Genomic DNA, 18,049 nt, shown 5'->3' on the forward strand with positions numbered 1-18,049 from the left:
AATAGTAGATGAATTTGAAAGAGCAGATTAATACAGATAATTTACCACAGCATATTGCCATTATTATGGATGGCAACGGAAGATGGGCTAAACAAAAAGGACTTTTAAGAACAATCGGACACGAAAACGGTGCTGAATCAGTGAGAACCACTATCACTAAGTGTGGTGAATTAGGAATTAAAAATCTTACTTTATACGCTTTTTCTACTGAGAACTGGAGCAGACCTAAATATGAAGTAGATAAACTGATGAGTTTATTAGTCAAGTCCCTCATCAAAGAACTACCTGCCTTTATGGAAAACCAGATCCGTCTGAAAGCAATCGGCAATTTAGAATTACTTCCTGAAAAAGTTCAAAAAAACCTAACTAAAGTTATTGACCAGACTCAGAATAACGATAAAATGATTTTAACACTTGCCCTGAGTTATGGTTCTAGAGCAGAGCTGATTCAGGCAATAAAAAACATATCTTCTAAAGTTAAAAATAATATAATTTCAGAAGACAATATTGACGAATCAATTATTAATGAGCATCTTTACACGCATTATCTTCCCGATGTTGATCTGCTAATCAGAACAAGCGGAGAGCAGAGAATTAGCAATTTCCTTTTATGGCAGATTGCATACGCCGAATTGTACTTTTCAGAAGTATTATGGCCTGATTTTTCTGAGGAAGAATTATATAAAGCACTTCTTTCATACCAAAAAAGAGAAAGAAGATTTGGAAAAACAAGTGAACAAATTAAATAAAAACGCATAGAATGTTTCAAAAAGGTATTTCTCTTTTTGCACTGTTTATTACAGGACTTATTTATACCAATGCACAGGCACAAGACAGTATAAATACTCCTTCTTTTGAAGCGCCAAAATCCTATATTTTGGGTGATATAAAAGTAACGGGTAAAATAAATTACAATCCGCAAACGGTAGTTACCTTTACGGGTTTAAACAAAGGACAACAAATAACGGTACCTGGGGAAGAAATTTCAGATGCGTTGAAAAAACTTTGGAAATTAGGTTTTTTTAAAGACATCAACATCTACGAAACATCCATCGTCAACGATACTATTAATCTGGAATTATCTTTAAATGAGCTTCCAAGACTAAACAGTGTTAAAATAAAAGGATTCCGAAAATCAAAATCAGAGGCTTTAATCAAAGAGGCTAAACTTACGAAAGGGAAAATCGTAAATGATAATTTCTTAGCCACCACAAAATATTTTTTATTAAACAAATATAAAAAAGACGGTTTCTATAATTCGAAAGTAACATTAAATACTGTTCCTGACTCAACAGGTAAAAGAGTGGATTTAATTGTAGGAATAGACAAAGGCAAAAAAGTAAGAATTTCGAAAATTAATTTTGACGGCAATAAGCAATTAAGCGATAAAAAGCTGAAAAAAGCGATGAAAGACACTAAACAGCGTAGTCCTTTTAATCCGCTTAGAATTTTTAAACCTTCTAAATTTATACAGAATAAATACGAAGATGATTTAACCAAACTTGTCAGCAAATATAAAGAAAACGGATACAGAGATGCTCGAATTATAGCAGATACTACTGAATACAACCCAAAAACCAATCGTATTGCTATCAATATTGACGTTGAAGAAGGAAATAAGTATTATTTTGGAAATATCCGTTTTATCGGAAATACAGTATACACAAACAGTCAGTTAAAACGGATTCTCGGCATTGAAAAAGGCGAAGTTTATAACGGTGTTTTACTGGACAAACGCATTCAGGACCAAACAAATCCAGATGCTTTTGATATCTATAATCAATACCAAAACAATGGCTATCTATTTTCGAGAATTTCGCCAGTTGAAGTTAAAACAGCTAATGATACTATTGACTTTGAAATTCGCATTTTAGAAGGTCCTATTGCCCGATTTAATAACATCACTACAGTAGGAAACAACTACACACATGATCACGTAATCCACAGAGATTTACAAACAAGACCGGGAGAAACATGGAGTAAGGCATTAGTTATGGAAACCATTCGTAAACTAGCTTCTCTGCAGATTTTTGATCCGCAAGCTATTATCCCAGATGTGAAAAATGCAGATCCAACTACAGGAACAGTAGATATCGAGTGGCAGGTTGCTGAAAAAGGATCCAGTCAAGTGGAATTACAAGGAGGCTATGGCGGGGGCGGATTTATCGGTACCCTTGGCTTGTCTTTCAACAACTTTTCCGTGCGAAACATTTTTAATAAAAAAGCATACCACCCTTTCCCTATGGGAGACGGTCAATCTATGGCGCTTCGCCTGCAGGGAAGTTCTTATTTCCAAACCTACAGCTTAAGTTTTACCGAGCCTTGGCTTGGAGGAAAGAAGCCAATTAGCTTTTTTGGTACATTAGCCTATAGTAAACAAAACTTGTATGATTATTACACCAGACGCACAGACCGAAGCAGAGGTTTTGATATTACCACGATTTCATTCGGTATTGCCAAACGATTGAGTGTTCCGGACGATTATTTTGTCCTATCACACACTTTAAGTTTCCAATACTACGATATGAAAAACTATAACACCGGATTATTTACATTTGGTGACGGATCATCTCGAAACTTTGCTTATCAGATCGAATTAAGACGCGACAATAGAGGTATTGATCCTATTTTTCCTACATTTGGTTCTTTATTTAGTGTTAGCGGAAAATTCACTCCCCCTTATTCTCTATTCAATAACGTAAACTATAAAGACTTAGAAAACGAAAAAGAATATAAATATACAGCTCCTAAAAATTACACAGATCCCTCAACAGGTCTTCCCATACCGGAAGGAACTTACTTAAACAGTTCCGGTCAGCCAGTTAATAACTGGGAAGATGCTATGGCAGATCCAAGTAAAGTCGATCAGAAGAAGTTCAATTGGTTAGAATACTATAAAATTAAATTTAAAGGTGACTGGTACACCACTTTATACGATAAGTTAGTACTTCGCACTTTAGGAGAATTTGGCTTTATGGGTGCCTATAACAACAACCGGGGGATTGTTCCTTTTGAAAGGTTCTATCTCGGAGGAGATGGTTTAGCAAACTTCTCATTAGACGGACGTGAGGTTATCCAGCTAAGAGGTTACCAAAATCAGACCTTAACCCCATTAAATGAAAGAGGCGAGCAAATAGGAGGTACTATTTACAATAAATTTACGTTAGAATTACGTTATCCAATTACATTAAAACCAAATGCCTCTGTATATGTTCTTTCGTTTGCTGAAGCCGGAGCTGCGTATGACTCTTTCAAAAATTACAATCCATTTGAATTGCAAAGATCCGCAGGATTTGGAGTGAGGGTATTTATGCCGATGTTCGGACTATTAGGAATTGACTTCGGATATGGATTTGATCCTGTTCCGGGACAATCACAAAAAAGCGGTTGGCAAACGCACTTTATACTTGGGCAATCATTTTAATGTATTTATTACATAAAATTAACAAGTTATGAGAATTTTTTTAGCTATTTTAATTTGTACCTTTACACTTTCTTCTCTTGCCCAAGGCGGAGGTACTGCTCGTGTGGCGTATATTGATATGGAATACATATTAAGGCATTCGCCTGAGTATGATGAAGCAAGCAGTCAATTAGCAAACAGAGCTAATCAATGGAAAGAAGAAATAAACAAAAAAAAGGAAAATATAAAAAAGCTGAAAGATGAATTAGCTGCCGAGCGAATTTTACTAACTCGTAACTTAATTGAAGAAAAAGAAGAAGAAATTACTTCTCTAGAAAATGAATTATATGAATACCAGCAAAAACAATTTGGAACAGAAGGCAACTATATTACTCAAAAAGTAATATTAGCTAAACCAATACAAGATCAGGTTTTTTCTATTGTACAAGAAATAGCCGAAGCAAGAAAATTTGATTACGTTCTTGATAAAAATTCTGAATCAACCATGCTTATTGCTGCAAAGCGATATGATATCAGTGATTTGGTGATTCGCCGCATGACCACTGCCAGAAGAAAACAATACATGACTCCTGAGCAAGTAGAAGCTGTAGAAAAAGCCGAAAAAGAACAAGATGCAATAGCATTACGTCAAAGTAAACGTGATGATCAAAAAAGAGAAAAAGAAGAAGCTGTAAAGCAGATTAAAGAAGAAGCCAAGCAACAGCAATTAGCAGTCGAAGAGACAAAAACTGTTGATAATGCAATTGAAAAAGAAAATGCCCAAGAAGCCGCCAAGCGACAACGGGAGGAACAACTAAGAGAACTGGAAGAAAAAAAACAGCGAATAGAACAAGAAAAACAGGCAAAGATTGAAGAACAAAAAGAACTTCTAAGACAAAAACAAGAAGAAATAGCAAAGAAAAAACGCCAGGATGAAGAAAATCGCATACGGATTCAGGAAGAAAAACAAAGAGAAATAGAAAGACAGAAAGAAGAAATTCAAAAACAAAAAGCAGAAAAAGAAAAGAAACTTGAAGAAGAAAAAGAACGCAGAAAACAAGAAGCTATAAATCAGCAAAAAGATTCTAAAAAAGAGGATATAGAAAAATTGATCGAAGAGCGAAAAAAACTTGAAGAAGAAAGAAGAGCAGAAATGGAACGAAAAAAAGAAGAAGCTCTTAAAAAACGTCAAGAACAAATAGAAGAAGCAAAGCGTATTCAGGAAGAACGAAAACAAAGAGTTCTTAAAGAACAAGAAGAAAAGAGACAGCGTTTAATTAAAGAGCAGGAAGAACGAAAACGCCAAATAGAAGAAGCAAAAAAGAATAATAATTAAATTGAAAATATAATAAATCAAAAAATCGAGTAAAATGAAAAAAATGAAATCTTTATTAATTGCAGCAGCTTTATTCTTAGGAGTTAGCACTACAGCAGTTATGGCTCAGTCAAAAGTAGCACATATTGATGTTCAAGCACTAGTAACAGAGTTACCTGCCATGAAAAATGCTGAAGCCGAATTGAAAAAAGTAGGTGAAGGATATGAAAAAGACTTCAATAGCATGATGACCGAATATCAAAATAAAATTCAAAAATATCAGGCAGAAGCATCAACTGCAGGAGAAATAAAAAATGAAGAAAGAGCAAAAGAAATTAATGATTTAGAACAGAGAATTCAACAATTTCAAACGACAGCTCAACAAGATTTACAAAAAAAGCAAATGGATTTAACTCAGCCAATTCTTGAGCAAGCAAGAACTGCTATTCAAAAAGTGGCTCGTGCAAAAGGATATGAATATGTACTTGATTCATCTATGGGGTCTGGAGTAATAATGGCTGATGGACCAGATTTAATGACCGACGTAAAAAAGGAGTTAAGCGTAAAATAATTTCGTATAAAATAAAATTACTAACCACCCTTCGAGGTGGTTTTTTTATATTTGCATATGGCAAAAAACAACCCTATAGGATTATTTGATTCAGGAATCGGTGGCACTTCTATCTGGAGAGAAATTAATCATCTCCTCCCCTATGAAAATACTGTGTTTCTGGCTGATTCAAAAAATGCGCCATACGGACAAAAAACAAAATCTGAAATTATTAATCTATGTTTCAAAAATATTGATATCCTTTTAAACTACAACTGTAAAATAATAGTTATAGCTTGTAATACAGCAACTACTAACGCTATATCAGAGATTAGAGCTAACTATAACATTCCTGTAATCGGAATAGAGCCCGCAATAAAACCAGCTGCTACTTTTAGTCGAACTTCTAAAATTGGTATTTTAGCAACAAAGGGCACTATTTTAAGCGATCTTTTTACGGAAAAGATAAAACTATATCCTGAAACAGAAATTATTGAACAAATCGGCTATGGACTTGTTGAACTTATCGAAGCAGGTAAAATTAATTCTGTAGAAACAAAATCTCTTTTAGAGGAATACCTTACACCCATGATAGAGAAGGGAATAGACACACTCGTTTTAGGCTGTACGCATTATCCTTATTTACTTCCCATACTTAAAACAATCTTACCTCTAAATATTCAAATTATAGATTCCGGATTTGCAGTTGCCAAGCAAACTAAGAAGATATTAGTGCAACACTCTTTGCTCTCTGATTCAAATAAAAAAGGATGTGCCGTATTTTACACTAACGCAAATCCTGAAATCCTGAAAACATTTACACCAAAAGGAAATCCTATTGAATATTTGGATTTTTAAAATACTGGATAAAACTGTACTTTTAATTTAAGCTTTATCCTGTAAAACTTATACACTTTACAAGACGGCGAAAGTGCTGTGGTACGCACTTTGGGAGGAGCGGTATTTGGGGATCGCTGTTATAATCGCGTATTTATTTATCACAATGGAGCAGAATCCTATTATGCAACCAGAGGTTTTAGAGGTTTTTTAGAGCTGTAAATCATTTTCAGGATAAATGTTTCGCTTAAACCTTTGCACAAATAAAGCACAAACTGTACCTTCGTTCGACTAAAAAACAAAGCATGAAGATTTTTAGGTTAGCCCTGTTACTTTTATTTTCGCTGAGTTTATCAGCACAAAAAACAACGTTTAAAGAAGGAGATTTTATTTTTCAGAACATAGACTGCGGTCCGCTGTGCGATGCCATTAACGAAGTTACCGAAGGGTATGGCGACCTCAATTTTAACCATATAGGAATGGTTATTTGGTATAAAGATCAACTTCACGTGGTAGAAGCTACTTATCCACAAGTATGCGTAACGCCTATAGAAGATTTCTTAAACAAAACATCTGCCACCATGTATCTGGGTAGGTTGCTGCCAAAATACGAATCATTGATTCCAAAAGCAAAATTCTTTGCCTTGGAACAGGTAGGCATACCGTATGACGACAACTATTTATACGACAACGGGAAGTATTATTGTTCTGAGTTGATTCACGATGCTTTTAAAGCAGCTAACGACAATACTGCTTTTTTTAAAATGTATCCGATGACTTATAAATCAAAATATACAGGAGAGTTTTTTCCAGTTTGGCTGGAGTACTTTAAAAAGCTTGACCAACCAGTTCCGGAAGGACTTCCGGGGTGCAATCCTGCCGGATTATCGCTATCCGAAAAAATCACTATTGTGGGAGCAATCTCACAATAGTGATTTTTTTGTTTTATAGATTGTCAATCTGTTTCATCAGATTTAAAACTTCCTGCTCAACCTGACGTCCTTTGTCCTGCGTATACCATTTTTGGAGTTCCACCTTACCGTCTTCGTCTATCTGTCCGTGTTTTTCTTTGTATTCGTTCAATAATTTTACAGCTTCTCCCGGGCGAGGTCCCCAGCTTCCTTCTACTTGAAGCGTATCTTTTTCAACTACTATCAGCTTGGGAATAGAGCGTCCCCCATTGGTCAAAAACTGATCCATCAAGTTCAGATTCTGATCTCTAAAAACGATCCTCAGATCTATTTTACCCGAAGTCTCTGCCATTTTGTTCAGCATAGGAACGGATTGCGCTGCATCTCCGCACCAGCTTTCCGAAATAACCAGCCATATGTATTCTTTTCTTAAATGCCGAAGTACCTGTGCTGTATCAACCTCAACACTCAAGGTTTTATCAAGTCGTTTTAAACGGGTTTCATTCAGTTCAGCATAAGCCATATAGCTTTCGTCCAATTGCAGTTTTTCCGGATTATTTGCCAAAGCATCTGATACAAAAGTCCGGAAATCAGCATAACTAAAACTTTTTTCAAGAGTTGTTGCGTCTATATTTATCATTTTTGAATAAATTTATCGTTTGTTTATTTTTTACCAAAAGTAATCTTTTTAAATCACAGTTAATTATGAGTACAAAAAAAATTGGTTTAGTACTGTCTGGCGGAGGGTATAAAGGCATTGCGCACGCAGGTGCTTTGCAATTCTTGAAAGAGCAAAACATAACTCCATCAGTCATTGCCGGAACCAGTTCTGGGTCTATTGTTTCTTGTTTATACGCCTGCGGAATGAATCCGGAAGAGATTTTTGACTTCTTTAAATCAGTCAATATTTTTGACTGGCATCACTTTACCTTTAAAAAAGCTGGATTAATAAATGTCAATGCATTTGACAAATACTTGTATAAAGTATTTCAGGATAAAACACTAGCCGATTTATCGGTCCCTGTATACATCAACGCAACCAATATCGCCACCGGAAAACTGCACTTTTTTGATCCGTCGACCAAAGTAGTCGATGCTATATTAGCCTCAAGTGCTTTTCCGGGAATTTTTAGTCCGTACGAAATTGACAATACCCTTTACAGTGACGGAGGCATCATAAACAACTTTCCTACTCATATTTTAAAAAACAAATGCGACTACATGATCGGCATCAACGTATCCCCTCTGCTAACCATAGAACCGCACAAACTGAACAGTATACGCTCTGTTGCCACCCGCGCCTATGAATTGATAACCGCCATTCACAATATCCCTCAGGCAGCTTTGTGCGACTGGCTGATAGAGCCCGAAAAACTTGCCGAATACTCTATTTTTGAAAGAAATAAAAAGAAGTTGTCCAAAATTTTTGAGCTGGGCTATCAAACCGCTAAAGAATCCTATACTTCTAAATACAATTTTGAAAAAGCTGTTTTATAGTAGGATATAATCCTTTATATTTGCAAAACTTTAAAAATATCTTTCCGATGAAGTACAAAAGAATTCTGTTAAAACTAAGCGGCGAAGCCTTAATGGGAGATCAGCAATACGGGATTGATCCTAAAAGACTGGCTGAATATGCTGAAGAAATCAAAAAAATACACGATTTAGGCGTTGAAATAGCCATCGTAATCGGAGGAGGAAATATTTTTAGAGGAGTTGCCGGGGCTAATGTAGGCATGGATAGAGTACAGGGAGATTACATGGGAATGCTGGCAACGGTGATTAACGGAATGGCACTGCAGGGAGCATTAGAAGATAAAGGGATGCTAACTCGCTTGCAAACAGCCTTAAAAATTGAAGCTGTAGCCGAACCATACATCAAGAGAAGAGCAGTACGCCACTTGGAAAAAGGAAGAATTGTTATCTTTGGTGCAGGAACGGGAAATCCGTATTTTACAACGGATACGGCTGCCGTACTGAGAGGTGTTGAAATCAATGCCGACGTAATTTTAAAAGGAACGCGCGTTGATGGTGTTTATACTGCCGATCCGGAAAAAGATCCGTCTGCTATAAAATACGAAAAAGTCACTTTTTCAGACGTGCTTACCAAAGGATTAAACGTAATGGATACAACAGCATTTACATTGAGTCAGGAAAACGAGCTGCCGATTGTTGTATTTGACATGAATAAAGAAAACAATTTAATAAAAGTTTGCCAGGGAGATGATACAGTAGGAACTACAGTATCTGTAAACATCTAATTATTATCAGGTTATGACAGAAGAAATAGATTTAATTATCGCAACTGCCAAAGAAGCAATGGATAATACCGTTGTCCACTTAGAAAAATCACTGTTAAACATTCGTGCCGGGAAAGCTTCACCTCAAATGCTCGGAAGCGTATTTGTAGACTACTATGGTTCTCAAACCCCCCTTTCACAGGTAGCAAGCATCAACGTACCGGATGCTCGTACGCTTTCGGTTAGTCCTTGGGAAAAAAATATGTTACAGCCTATAGAAAAGGCTATTATGATCGCCAATCTGGGACTTAACCCGATGAATAACGGGGAGAATATCATTATCAATATTCCGCCATTGACAGAGGAAAGACGTAAAGATTTGGTAAAACAAGCAAAAACCGAAGCCGAAGATGCCAAAGTTGGAATAAGAAACTCTCGGAAAGATGCCAACAACGACATCAAAAAACAAGAAAAAAACGGAGCATCCGAAGATATTTGCAAAGATGCAGAAGACAGAGTTCAAAAACTCACGGACAATTACGTTAAAAAAATAGACGATATTTTAGCTGTAAAAGAAGCTGAAATCATGAAAGTATAAAGATCAAATCCGCAAATTGCGGATTTTTTTATACATCTTTATCAAAAGCCTTCAAAACAGAGAATATTATTTACGGCAAAAAAATAGTCTGTTTTGTCGAAGAAACAAATATAGGTCTCCTTTTCCTTTTTTACTGTCGTACTCAAAGACTGCTATATTTAACGGCTTTTTATCTTTAAGTTTTTCGCATTTTATTTTCCTTCTGCATTAGTTTTCAATACTTTTCCTTATCTTTATAGGAACTTTTTTACGGATATAAAATATATTTATCCGCAAAATAAATATGTATACCAATAAAAAAATTAACTATGACAACCAAAATTTATACTCCGGAGGATTTAAAAAAATCTAATCCGGTATTTGGACAGGTTTCCTTTGACAATCACGAACAAATTGTTTTTTGCCACGACAAAGATTCCGAACTAAAAGCTATAATCGGCATACACAACACAACTTTAGGTCCTTCGTTGGGAGGAACGAGAATGTGGAATTACCAATCAGAATGGGAAGCTTTAAACGACGTTCTAAGACTTTCCAGAGGAATGACCTACAAGTCTGCTATTTCCGGATTGGATTTAGGGGGCGGAAAAGCCGTCATTATTGGAGATTCTAAAAAAGACAAGAACCCTGAACTCATAAAAGCGTTTGCCCGCTACGTAGATTCTTTAAGTGGTAGATATATAACCGCAGAAGATGTAGGGACAACAACTGCCGACATGGATTTAATTCATTCCATTACCCCTCACGTAACCGGAATTTCCGAAACTTTGGGCGGATCCGGCAATCCATCGCCTGTAACGGCATACGGGGTTTTTATGGGGCTAAAGGCTGCTGTAAAATTCAAGTACGATTCTGATGATTTAAACGGAAAAAAAGTTTTGGTACAAGGCGTGGGCAATGTAGGCGAAACATTGGTAAAACACTTAACCGAAAATGGCGCCGTAGTACAAATAACGGATATCAGTGAAGAACGCTTAAATGAAGTTTCCAAAAAATACGGAGCACAGATATTCTCGGGTACAGATATTTATAGTGCCGATATTGATATTTACTCGCCGTGTGCTTTAGGGGCAACCATTAACGACGAAGCTTTGGAAAGATTAAAAGCAAAAGTTATTGCCGGAGCTGCAAACAACCAACTGGCTATAGAAGCAGTACACGGTAAAAAACTGCAGGAAAAAGGCATAGTGTACGCACCCGACTTTTTAATTAATGCAGGAGGAATTATTAATGTTTTTGGAGAAATCGCCCATTATGACTCCGGCGAAGCCATGAAAAGGACAGAAAACATATACAACACCACCTTAGAGGTTCTTCATTTCGCCAAAGAGCACAATATAACTTCTAATCAGGCTGCCATGAAAAAAGCAGAACAGCGAATAGAAGCAAAGAGCAGAGAAAGCAAATAAAAAGATTCTTGTATATTTGGATAATTAATCGGACTCCGGAATTAATTTTAATATTAACTCCAGAGTTCATCAATATATAGCTGCAATGAAACTTACCTCTCGTATTTTATTACATTTATCGCTTTCTTTTATCTTCTTTTACTCCGGATCTATATCTGCACAATCACAGATTGACTTAGTATTAAAAGAGGAACTGAAAACAATGAGCCGGAGTGATCAGGAATATAGAAAAATCTATTTCATTGAATCTGTTTTTACTAAAAAATCCGATTCTCTCAAAAACCGATACAATATTCTAGAGGAGGATAAACTAAAGGAATTCCTTGCAAAGAAAATTAAACAGGCAGATTCTCTAAACCTGATAAAAATTGACCGTATTATTGAGAAATACAATCGTTATCCAGGAAAAGATTTAGTGGGAGAGTCTCAAAGTTCTGATGCCTGGCTGATAATACAACACGCACCGGATCCTAAAAAATATTTATCTCTGATTAAAGAGGCGGCAGAAAGCAATCAGCTTCCTTTTCATTATTACGCCATGACTTTGGACAGAGTGCTGATGTATGATAATCAACCTCAAATTTACGGTTCGCAGGCAAAAATGGTTAAAATCAAAAATACTGATAAAACAGAGTTTATCATCTTTCCCATTCAAAATCCTAAAGAAGTCAATAAACTACGGAAAAAAGCAGGTTTTGACACAACCATTAAAAAATATGCCAAACAGCTCAGTATAAAATACAAACCTTACAAAATGGAAGATATCCATACTGATTAGTTATGGTTTAAATTCTAAATATACAAGATTCTAAAATTCTTATATTTTACTAAAATGTAAAACGTCCTGTCTCCATCCTACAACACAAAATACCTATTCCAAAATTGATAATGATTCCTTATCTTTGCGGGTATTTTGAAATTTTTGTTCAAAATACATAGGTTAAAATAAATATAAATCATAATGAAACATACGAAAATTATCGATCTTTTAAGTGGTAAAGGTCTCCTTCATGAGGTAAAAGCAAAAGGATGGGTCAAAACATTCCGAAACAATCAATTTATTGCCTTAAATGACGGATCTACAATCAATAATCTTCAATGTGTTATCGATTTAGATAAATTCCCTGCCGAACAGCTGAAAAAAATTCATACCGGAGCGGCTATTTCTGTTAGAGGAACGCTAATTGAAAGCAAGGGTGCCGGGCAAAGCGTCGAGATTCAGGTGGAACACTTAAAAATTTACGGAGAAGCCAATCCGGAAGAGTTTCCTATTCAACCTAAAAAACACTCTTTGGAATTTTTACGCGAAAATGCACATTTGAGAATCAGAACCAATGTTTTTGGTGCTATTATGCGCGTGCGAAGCACACTGGCATTTGCTGTTCACAAATATTTTCAGGAAAACGGTTTCTTTTATTTTAACGCGCCGATTATTACCGGTTCAGATGCAGAAGGTGCCGGCGAAATGTTTAGAGTTACAGCTTTAGACTTAAACAACCTTCCAAAAGATGAAGAAGGAAAAGTTGACGTTAGGGAAGACTTTTTTGGCAAAACAACAAACCTAACGGTATCCGGTCAGCTGGAAGCAGAAACGTATGCTATGGCGTTGGGCTCAGTTTATACCTTTGGCCCTACTTTCCGTGCCGAAAATTCAAATACCTCACGCCACCTTGCCGAGTTTTGGATGATTGAACCGGAAGTAGCATTCATTAACTTAGACGAAAACATGGATTTGGCGGAAGACTTTATCAAATATGTTATTCGCTATACTTTAGATAAATGTAAAGACGATTTAGTATTTCTGGACAAACGCCTTACCGAAGAAGAAAAAAACAAACCGCAGGCAGAAAGAAGTGACATGTCGCTTTTAAACAAATTGAATTTTGTTTTGGACAACAACTTTAAGCGCGTAAGCTATACCGAAGCCATTGACATTTTAAAGGGCAGCAAGCCTAACCGCAATAAAAAGTTCAAATACCTGATAGAAGACTGGGGTGCAGACCTACAAAGTGAGCACGAACGTTACCTTGTTGAAAAGCATTTTAAATGCCCTGTAATATTATTTGATTATCCGGCTGATATTAAAGCTTTTTACATGAGAATGAATGAAGACGGAAAAACCGTTCGCGCCATGGATATTTTATTCCCGGGTATCGGAGAAATTGTAGGCGGATCTCAAAGAGAAGAACGATACGATGTACTGTTAGAGAAAATCCGCACCATGGGGATAGACGAAAAAGAACTTTGGTGGTATCTGGATACACGTAAATTCGGTACGGCTCCACACAGCGGATTTGGACTGGGCTTTGAACGATTAGTACTTTTTGTTACCGGAATGACTAACATCAGAGACGTGATTCCATTCCCGAGAACTCCACAAAACGCTGAATTTTAACAGCTTTAAAAGCTTATCTTAAATTGTTTACTTTATCGCATTTTTTTACTAAATTTGAAAGTAAAGGAATGTAATAAAGTAAACATTTTTATTATTGTCAAATTTCACAGTATGCTAAAACAAAGTTTACATCTTAAACTATCTCAAAAACTATCTCCTCAGCAAATTCAGTTAATGAAACTGATTCAGTTGCCTACTTTAGCTTTTGAGCAAAGGCTGAAAGAAGAACTGGTTGAAAATCCGGCGCTGGAAACCGGAAAGGAAAATGAGCCGGCTGAGGTGGATGAATATGAGGATAATTTTGACGATTTTGACAGTGAGAGAATTGAAGCAGAAGACATCAATATTGACGAGTATTTGAGTGATGACGAAACACCGGAATACAAGCTTCAGGCAAACAACTTTAGTGCTGACGATGACGACTACGAAACGCCGATTATAGCACATGAAACTTTTCATCAGGATCTGCTCAATCAGCTCAATACTTTTATACTTTCTGACAGTGATCGGATAATTGCCGAATTTTTAGTGGGCAGTATTGACGATACAGGCTATATCCGAAGAGAAGCACAGGATATTGTGGATGATTTAGCTTTTACACAGGGCGTATATACAAACGAAGAAACTGTTGAACGCATTTTTGCAATAATCCACGAGTTAGAACCTATTGGGGTGGGAGCAAGAAATCTGCAGGAATGCCTTTTGTTGCAACTCCGCCAGAAAACACCTAACAGCGCTATAGAACTCGCAAAAGATATTATACAAAACCAGTTTGAAGCTTTTACTCGTAAGCATTATACCAAGTTATTACTGCGTTACGACATCACAAAAGATCAGCTAAAAGCAGGGATTGACGAAATTGAGAAACTAAATCCAAAACCGGGAAGTTCTTTTTCCGGAAGCGGAAAGATTATAGAACACGTTACCCCTGACTTTTTAATTAAAATAGTAGATGGCGAACTGGAGCTGAGCTTAAACGGCAGAAATGCTCCTGAACTTCACGTTTCCAAAGATTATCAGGAAATGCTGCAAACTTATAAAGATTCAAGAAATGCTTCTGCCTCTCAAAAAGATGCCGTACAGTTTATCAAACAAAAGCTAGACGGGGCAAAATGGTTTATAGAAGCTATCAAACAGCGTCAGGAAACCCTTTTTGTAACCATGAGTGCTATTGTAGATTACCAAAAGGAATTTTTTTTAACAGGTGATGAAACGAAACTTAAACCTATGATTTTAAAAGATATTGCAGACAGAATTGGTTTGGATATTTCTACTGTTTCACGCGTAGCAAACAGCAAATATGTAGATACGCCATACGGAACGTACCTCATCAAAAACTTCTTTTCCGAAGCCATGATTAATGATCAGGGAGAAGAGGTTTCAACCATTGAAATCAAAAAGATTCTCCAAAACATTATTGATCAGGAAGATAAACAAAAACCTCATACGGATGATAAACTTACTGAATTACTAAAAGAAAAAGGATATCCTATTGCGAGGAGAACAGTTGCCAAATACAGAGAACAACTTGATATTCCAGTGGCAAGAATGCGAAAACGCATCTAAAAACAGTATGGTAAATGGCTCGTAAAATACCTATTTATATTTCGTATCTGTTTCATCCGATCGTACTTCCCCTGATTACGGTTTTACTGTATTTTCACATTAACAAAGCCTATTTTACTCAGTTAGAAATAAGCGTAATCCTGACACAGGTACTTATCGTAACTTTCTTTATTCCTGTTTGTTTTTACTATTTGTTGAAATCACTAAAAATAATACAGTCTTCTACAATGGTTAACAGCCTAAAAGAAAGAATTATTCCCTTTATTATAAATATTGTTCTGCTTTTTATTTTAAAGAGTTTTATCTTGTATAACAACAGTGCCTATGAATTAAAGATATACTTTTACGGGTTAATATCTACTTATCTTTTGCTCCTGATTCTCGCCTGCTTCAAACACAAAAGCAGCGTCCACGTAGCTATGCTAACGGGATGTTTAGGTTTTTATACTGTATTAGTTTTATACAATCAGATTCCGGAAATCGTCACGGTAATATTGCTTGTTTTGATTACCGGCGCTACAGCCAGTTCTAGACTATACCTTCGCGCTCATAGTTCGGCAGAAGTTATTTCGGGAGGAATTGCAGGTATATTGCCACAAGTGGCTTTATTCTGGCTTACCATATCTCACAATATATAAAACATAACCCCGATATTTAACAGGCGGAGTTTTTGCGAATCATCTTCAAAGAGCTGGTTTTTATATACTGTATTCATTCCGTAATAAACATAGAGATTCCACGTGTTAAATCCTGCTGAAATATAAGTACCAAACAGCCATTTATTCAAGTTATCGTCACCTCTTATAACTGAAGTATATCCTTCTGCAGATGTTCGCTGTCTGTCAGAAAATCTATAGCTTGCTTTAACACCCACGTAAATTCTCCAAAACTTGTGACTTTCCGGAGTCGATGTTCTCCACCTGAACTCAAGAGGAAAATCAACGAAGTGGATAGATAAGTTATTTTTGCTGTAAGTGTCCAAGGTAGTGTATTGCCCATTTACATCAAGACCTAAATTATCGCGGAGATTAAGGTAAGAATAACCTATTCCCGGAGCAATAGCTACGGTTCTGGATGAATTGACGGGAAAATCCCTCAAAAAGCCGGCATTGATGCCGAGAGAAAAAGAATTTGGATGAAATCCTTTCGTTTTATTCTGCATCATCGTATGGGAAATTCCAAAATAAAACTGATCTTCTCTGTATTTTAAATCTAATGCTTGAACAGAATCAGTAATTTGATCGACCTGTATATTTGAATCCTGTGCGTTTACTTCTGAAAAACACAATAAAAAACCGCCCAGAAAAGTCAACCATTTTTTCATCTTTTATATTTACTTGCTATACCTGATCTATTACTATTCAAGATTATTTCTTCAAGTTAATCAATGTCAAATTTAAACCTTTTTAAAAGACAACAACATAAAATATTTGTTTTTCACTTTTGGCTCTGATGTTAAGTAACTCAAAATATTCCCGGTTCTTTACAAGCATCTTCCGACACGGAATTATTTCATGAAGTTTTGACCAAATTACAAAATCCAATGCGATAAAACACTGGCTCGAAAAATTTTAATAAGATTACAATAACTGCAAGCTGTCATTTAACAGAATCTCTTTTTTTAAAAAGAAAAAACCAACCCTACTCCCAGCGTTTGCTTAAATTGAACTCGCGGTCCCTCCGTAATCTGCACTCCTCCTTTTTCTATTTTGTTTTTTATATTGTCATCATATAACAAATAGGTTCCTATATTGGCTTTTACAAAATCGTTTACGGTTAAATCAAGCTTAAATTCCCACATTACATCTATGTTCCCGAAATGATCCACGTAATCACTGTACAGAGTGAGTTTATGTTCTAAAGCAATATTTTTAAATATTTCCTTTTTCCACTCATTGCTGAATAAAAGCCCTACCTCCGCTTTATAATTTTTACCTCTTCGGATAATATTTCCCAAATCGTCAACAACTGCGGCTTCGACCCCGAAAGATCCCTGATCTGCCAAACGCTGATCATTTACAAACGTAGCCTTATAGGTTAAAGGAGAAATGTAATATTTTATTCTTGTTTTCGGACTTACGTATTCAGCTCCGATACCGACAAATAAGTAAGCAGGAGCAAACCATCGGGACACCGGATCATCGGTATTGGGATAATTATATCCTTCAGTAAACTGCGTTTTAAAATTTAATTTTGATACATAATACCAATCTGATATCGCTGACGATCTGTACCCGAATGCGGAGTTAAATTCCAACACGTCATCTGTCTTCCTGAGCTCCCGGTCTGACTGCTTGTTAATGCCGTATTTTATACTTAAGGCATTTTCCCAAGACAATCGACCTTTGATATACTTTCTGACAAAATCTCCTTTAAAAATACCAGAAATTGAATTATCACCTCCTGCACTCCAATTGACAAATGCTATCTGATTTAAATCTAATCCTAACTGATTTTTCTTTTCCCAATATCCCAAAATATCGTTATTAATAGGAAGTACGCTTAAATCATGAACCGGATTAAACCGCGTCTTGATTTGTGTGAACTTGGGTTTTCCTTTTTTTACAAAAATCTCGGGTCTGAAAAAAGGAACATCACCCTCGATTCCAGAATGAATATAATTGGCAGACGACCTTTGGGGACTGTAGTTCTCTTTTGATAAAAATCCCATTAAAGGATTAAACGGATTTTCCTGAGCCTTTAAGGTGTCATTTTTTACAACATTCGCCATTCTGTTTACTATCGTGTCTTGTCCTTGGGCAATACTTTTGATTGTTCCCAACAAAACCAACACTTTTAAAAATCTCGCAATAACTTTTCTCAAA

The 18,049-nt window shown here is 36.1% G+C and carries 17 protein-coding genes and 1 pseudogene; 15 read left to right on the top strand and 3 right to left on the bottom strand.

The window, feature by feature from the left end; all coding sequences use genetic code 11:
* Positions 1-8: 8 nt before the first annotated feature.
* From C8P70_RS04545 to C8P70_RS04575, 7 genes and pseudogenes are all read left to right on the top strand, one after another.
* Positions 9-749: an isoprenyl transferase gene (locus C8P70_RS04545; RefSeq protein ID WP_133712152.1), complete on the top strand. Its 741-nt coding sequence runs from the start codon at positions 9-11 to the stop codon at positions 747-749.
* An 11-nt stretch (positions 750-760) separates the two neighbouring features.
* Positions 761-3,424 (top strand): BamA/OMP85 family outer membrane protein, encoded by a 2,664-nt coding sequence (locus C8P70_RS04550; RefSeq protein ID WP_133712153.1) that lies wholly within the window; start codon positions 761-763, stop codon positions 3,422-3,424.
* 28 nt (positions 3,425-3,452) lie between these two features.
* Positions 3,453-4,739, top strand: a complete 1,287-nt coding sequence (locus tag C8P70_RS04555; protein WP_133712154.1) for an OmpH family outer membrane protein — start codon at positions 3,453-3,455, stop codon at positions 4,737-4,739.
* Positions 4,740-4,773: 34 nt separating this feature from the next.
* Positions 4,774-5,289 (top strand): OmpH family outer membrane protein, encoded by a 516-nt coding sequence (locus C8P70_RS04560; RefSeq protein ID WP_133712155.1) that lies wholly within the window; start codon positions 4,774-4,776, stop codon positions 5,287-5,289.
* A gap of 57 nt (positions 5,290-5,346) precedes the next feature.
* Positions 5,347-6,126, top strand: a complete 780-nt coding sequence (gene murI / locus C8P70_RS04565) for a glutamate racemase (RefSeq protein ID WP_133712156.1) — start codon at positions 5,347-5,349, stop codon at positions 6,124-6,126.
* Positions 6,127-6,207: 81 nt separating this feature from the next.
* Positions 6,208-6,327 (top strand): annotated as a pseudogene (locus tag C8P70_RS04570) (DUF4256 domain-containing protein); the annotation flags it as partial.
* Positions 6,328-6,410: 83 nt separating this feature from the next.
* Positions 6,411-7,037: a YiiX/YebB-like N1pC/P60 family cysteine hydrolase gene (locus tag C8P70_RS04575; protein WP_133712158.1), complete on the top strand. Its 627-nt coding sequence runs from the start codon at positions 6,411-6,413 to the stop codon at positions 7,035-7,037.
* Between the two features lie 13 nt (positions 7,038-7,050).
* Here C8P70_RS04575 and C8P70_RS04580 read toward each other — a convergent pair whose 3' ends face one another.
* Complete coding sequence (locus C8P70_RS04580; RefSeq protein ID WP_133712159.1) at positions 7,051-7,656, bottom strand: thioredoxin family protein; 606 nt, start codon at positions 7,654-7,656, stop codon at positions 7,051-7,053.
* A 65-nt stretch (positions 7,657-7,721) separates the two neighbouring features.
* Between C8P70_RS04580 and C8P70_RS04585 the strand changes: the two genes are divergently transcribed.
* The 8 genes from C8P70_RS04585 to C8P70_RS04620 all read left to right on the top strand — a co-directional run bounded on the left by C8P70_RS04585 (position 7,722) and on the right by C8P70_RS04620 (position 15,862).
* Positions 7,722-8,513 (top strand): patatin-like phospholipase family protein, encoded by a 792-nt coding sequence (locus C8P70_RS04585; protein WP_166666172.1) that lies wholly within the window; start codon positions 7,722-7,724, stop codon positions 8,511-8,513.
* A 47-nt stretch (positions 8,514-8,560) separates the two neighbouring features.
* Positions 8,561-9,277: a UMP kinase gene (gene pyrH / locus C8P70_RS04590; RefSeq protein ID WP_133712160.1), complete on the top strand. Its 717-nt coding sequence runs from the start codon at positions 8,561-8,563 to the stop codon at positions 9,275-9,277.
* 13 nt (positions 9,278-9,290) lie between these two features.
* Positions 9,291-9,854: a ribosome recycling factor gene (frr, locus tag C8P70_RS04595; RefSeq protein WP_133712161.1), complete on the top strand. Its 564-nt coding sequence runs from the start codon at positions 9,291-9,293 to the stop codon at positions 9,852-9,854.
* Between the two features lie 308 nt (positions 9,855-10,162).
* Positions 10,163-11,263: a Glu/Leu/Phe/Val dehydrogenase dimerization domain-containing protein gene (locus C8P70_RS04600; RefSeq protein WP_133712162.1), complete on the top strand. Its 1,101-nt coding sequence runs from the start codon at positions 10,163-10,165 to the stop codon at positions 11,261-11,263.
* Positions 11,264-11,348: 85 nt separating this feature from the next.
* A complete protein-coding gene (locus C8P70_RS04605; RefSeq protein ID WP_133712163.1) occupies positions 11,349-12,041 on the top strand; it encodes a DUF6624 domain-containing protein in 693 nt (230 codons plus the stop codon).
* Between the two features lie 183 nt (positions 12,042-12,224).
* Positions 12,225-13,658, top strand: coding sequence for an asparagine--tRNA ligase (gene asnS, locus C8P70_RS04610; protein ID WP_133712164.1), 1,434 nt, complete (start codon positions 12,225-12,227; stop codon positions 13,656-13,658).
* Positions 13,659-13,769: 111 nt separating this feature from the next.
* Positions 13,770-15,224, top strand: coding sequence for an RNA polymerase factor sigma-54 (rpoN, locus tag C8P70_RS04615; RefSeq protein WP_133712165.1), 1,455 nt, complete (start codon positions 13,770-13,772; stop codon positions 15,222-15,224).
* A gap of 14 nt (positions 15,225-15,238) precedes the next feature.
* Entirely contained in the window at positions 15,239-15,862 is a 624-nt protein-coding gene (locus tag C8P70_RS04620) for a hypothetical protein (protein WP_133712166.1), read from the top strand.
* On the opposite strand, the gene C8P70_RS04625 is transcribed toward C8P70_RS04620, so the two are convergent.
* Both C8P70_RS04625 and C8P70_RS04630 read right to left on the bottom strand, forming a co-directional pair.
* Positions 15,850-16,548 (bottom strand): porin family protein, encoded by a 699-nt coding sequence (locus C8P70_RS04625; RefSeq protein WP_133712167.1) that lies wholly within the window; start codon positions 16,546-16,548, stop codon positions 15,850-15,852. The two genes, C8P70_RS04620 and C8P70_RS04625, sit on opposite strands and share 13 nt — an antisense overlap.
* Positions 16,549-16,845: 297 nt before the next feature.
* Positions 16,846-18,048 carry a DUF3078 domain-containing protein gene (locus C8P70_RS04630; protein ID WP_133712168.1) on the bottom strand — a complete coding sequence of 401 codons (1,203 nt, stop codon included), beginning with the start codon at positions 18,046-18,048 and terminating at the stop codon, positions 16,846-16,848.
* Position 18,049 lies beyond the last annotated feature (1 nt).

Source organism: Myroides indicus (assembly GCF_004364575.1).
In the GTDB taxonomy this organism is placed as follows: Bacteria; Bacteroidota; Bacteroidia; order Flavobacteriales; family Flavobacteriaceae; genus Flavobacterium; species Flavobacterium indicum_A.

Excerpts from the sequence above, each read along its gene's own strand:
- murI (WP_133712156.1), top strand. The coding sequence starts at position 5,347 with ATGGCAAAAAACAACCCTATAGGATTATTTGATTCAGGAATCGGTGGC.
- C8P70_RS04575 (WP_133712158.1), top strand. The coding sequence starts at position 6,411 with ATGAAGATTTTTAGGTTAGCCCTGTTACTTTTATTTTCGCTGAGTTTA.
- C8P70_RS04600 (WP_133712162.1), top strand. The coding sequence starts at position 10,163 with ATGACAACCAAAATTTATACTCCGGAGGATTTAAAAAAATCTAATCCG.
- C8P70_RS04550 (WP_133712153.1), top strand. The coding sequence starts at position 761 with ATGTTTCAAAAAGGTATTTCTCTTTTTGCACTGTTTATTACAGGACTT.
- C8P70_RS04545 (WP_133712152.1), top strand. The coding sequence starts at position 9 with ATGAATTTGAAAGAGCAGATTAATACAGATAATTTACCACAGCATATT.
- C8P70_RS04555 (WP_133712154.1), top strand. The coding sequence starts at position 3,453 with ATGAGAATTTTTTTAGCTATTTTAATTTGTACCTTTACACTTTCTTCT.
- C8P70_RS04560 (WP_133712155.1), top strand. The coding sequence starts at position 4,774 with ATGAAAAAAATGAAATCTTTATTAATTGCAGCAGCTTTATTCTTAGGA.
- C8P70_RS04585 (WP_166666172.1), top strand. The coding sequence starts at position 7,722 with ATGAGTACAAAAAAAATTGGTTTAGTACTGTCTGGCGGAGGGTATAAA.
- C8P70_RS04625 (WP_133712167.1), bottom strand. The coding sequence starts at position 16,548 with ATGAAAAAATGGTTGACTTTTCTGGGCGGTTTTTTATTGTGTTTTTCA.
- C8P70_RS04605 (WP_133712163.1), top strand. The coding sequence starts at position 11,349 with ATGAAACTTACCTCTCGTATTTTATTACATTTATCGCTTTCTTTTATC.
- frr (WP_133712161.1), top strand. The coding sequence starts at position 9,291 with ATGACAGAAGAAATAGATTTAATTATCGCAACTGCCAAAGAAGCAATG.
- C8P70_RS04580 (WP_133712159.1), bottom strand. The coding sequence starts at position 7,656 with ATGATAAATATAGACGCAACAACTCTTGAAAAAAGTTTTAGTTATGCT.
- asnS (WP_133712164.1), top strand. The coding sequence starts at position 12,225 with ATGAAACATACGAAAATTATCGATCTTTTAAGTGGTAAAGGTCTCCTT.
- pyrH (WP_133712160.1), top strand. The coding sequence starts at position 8,561 with ATGAAGTACAAAAGAATTCTGTTAAAACTAAGCGGCGAAGCCTTAATG.
- rpoN (WP_133712165.1), top strand. The coding sequence starts at position 13,770 with ATGCTAAAACAAAGTTTACATCTTAAACTATCTCAAAAACTATCTCCT.
- C8P70_RS04620 (WP_133712166.1), top strand. The coding sequence starts at position 15,239 with ATGGCTCGTAAAATACCTATTTATATTTCGTATCTGTTTCATCCGATC.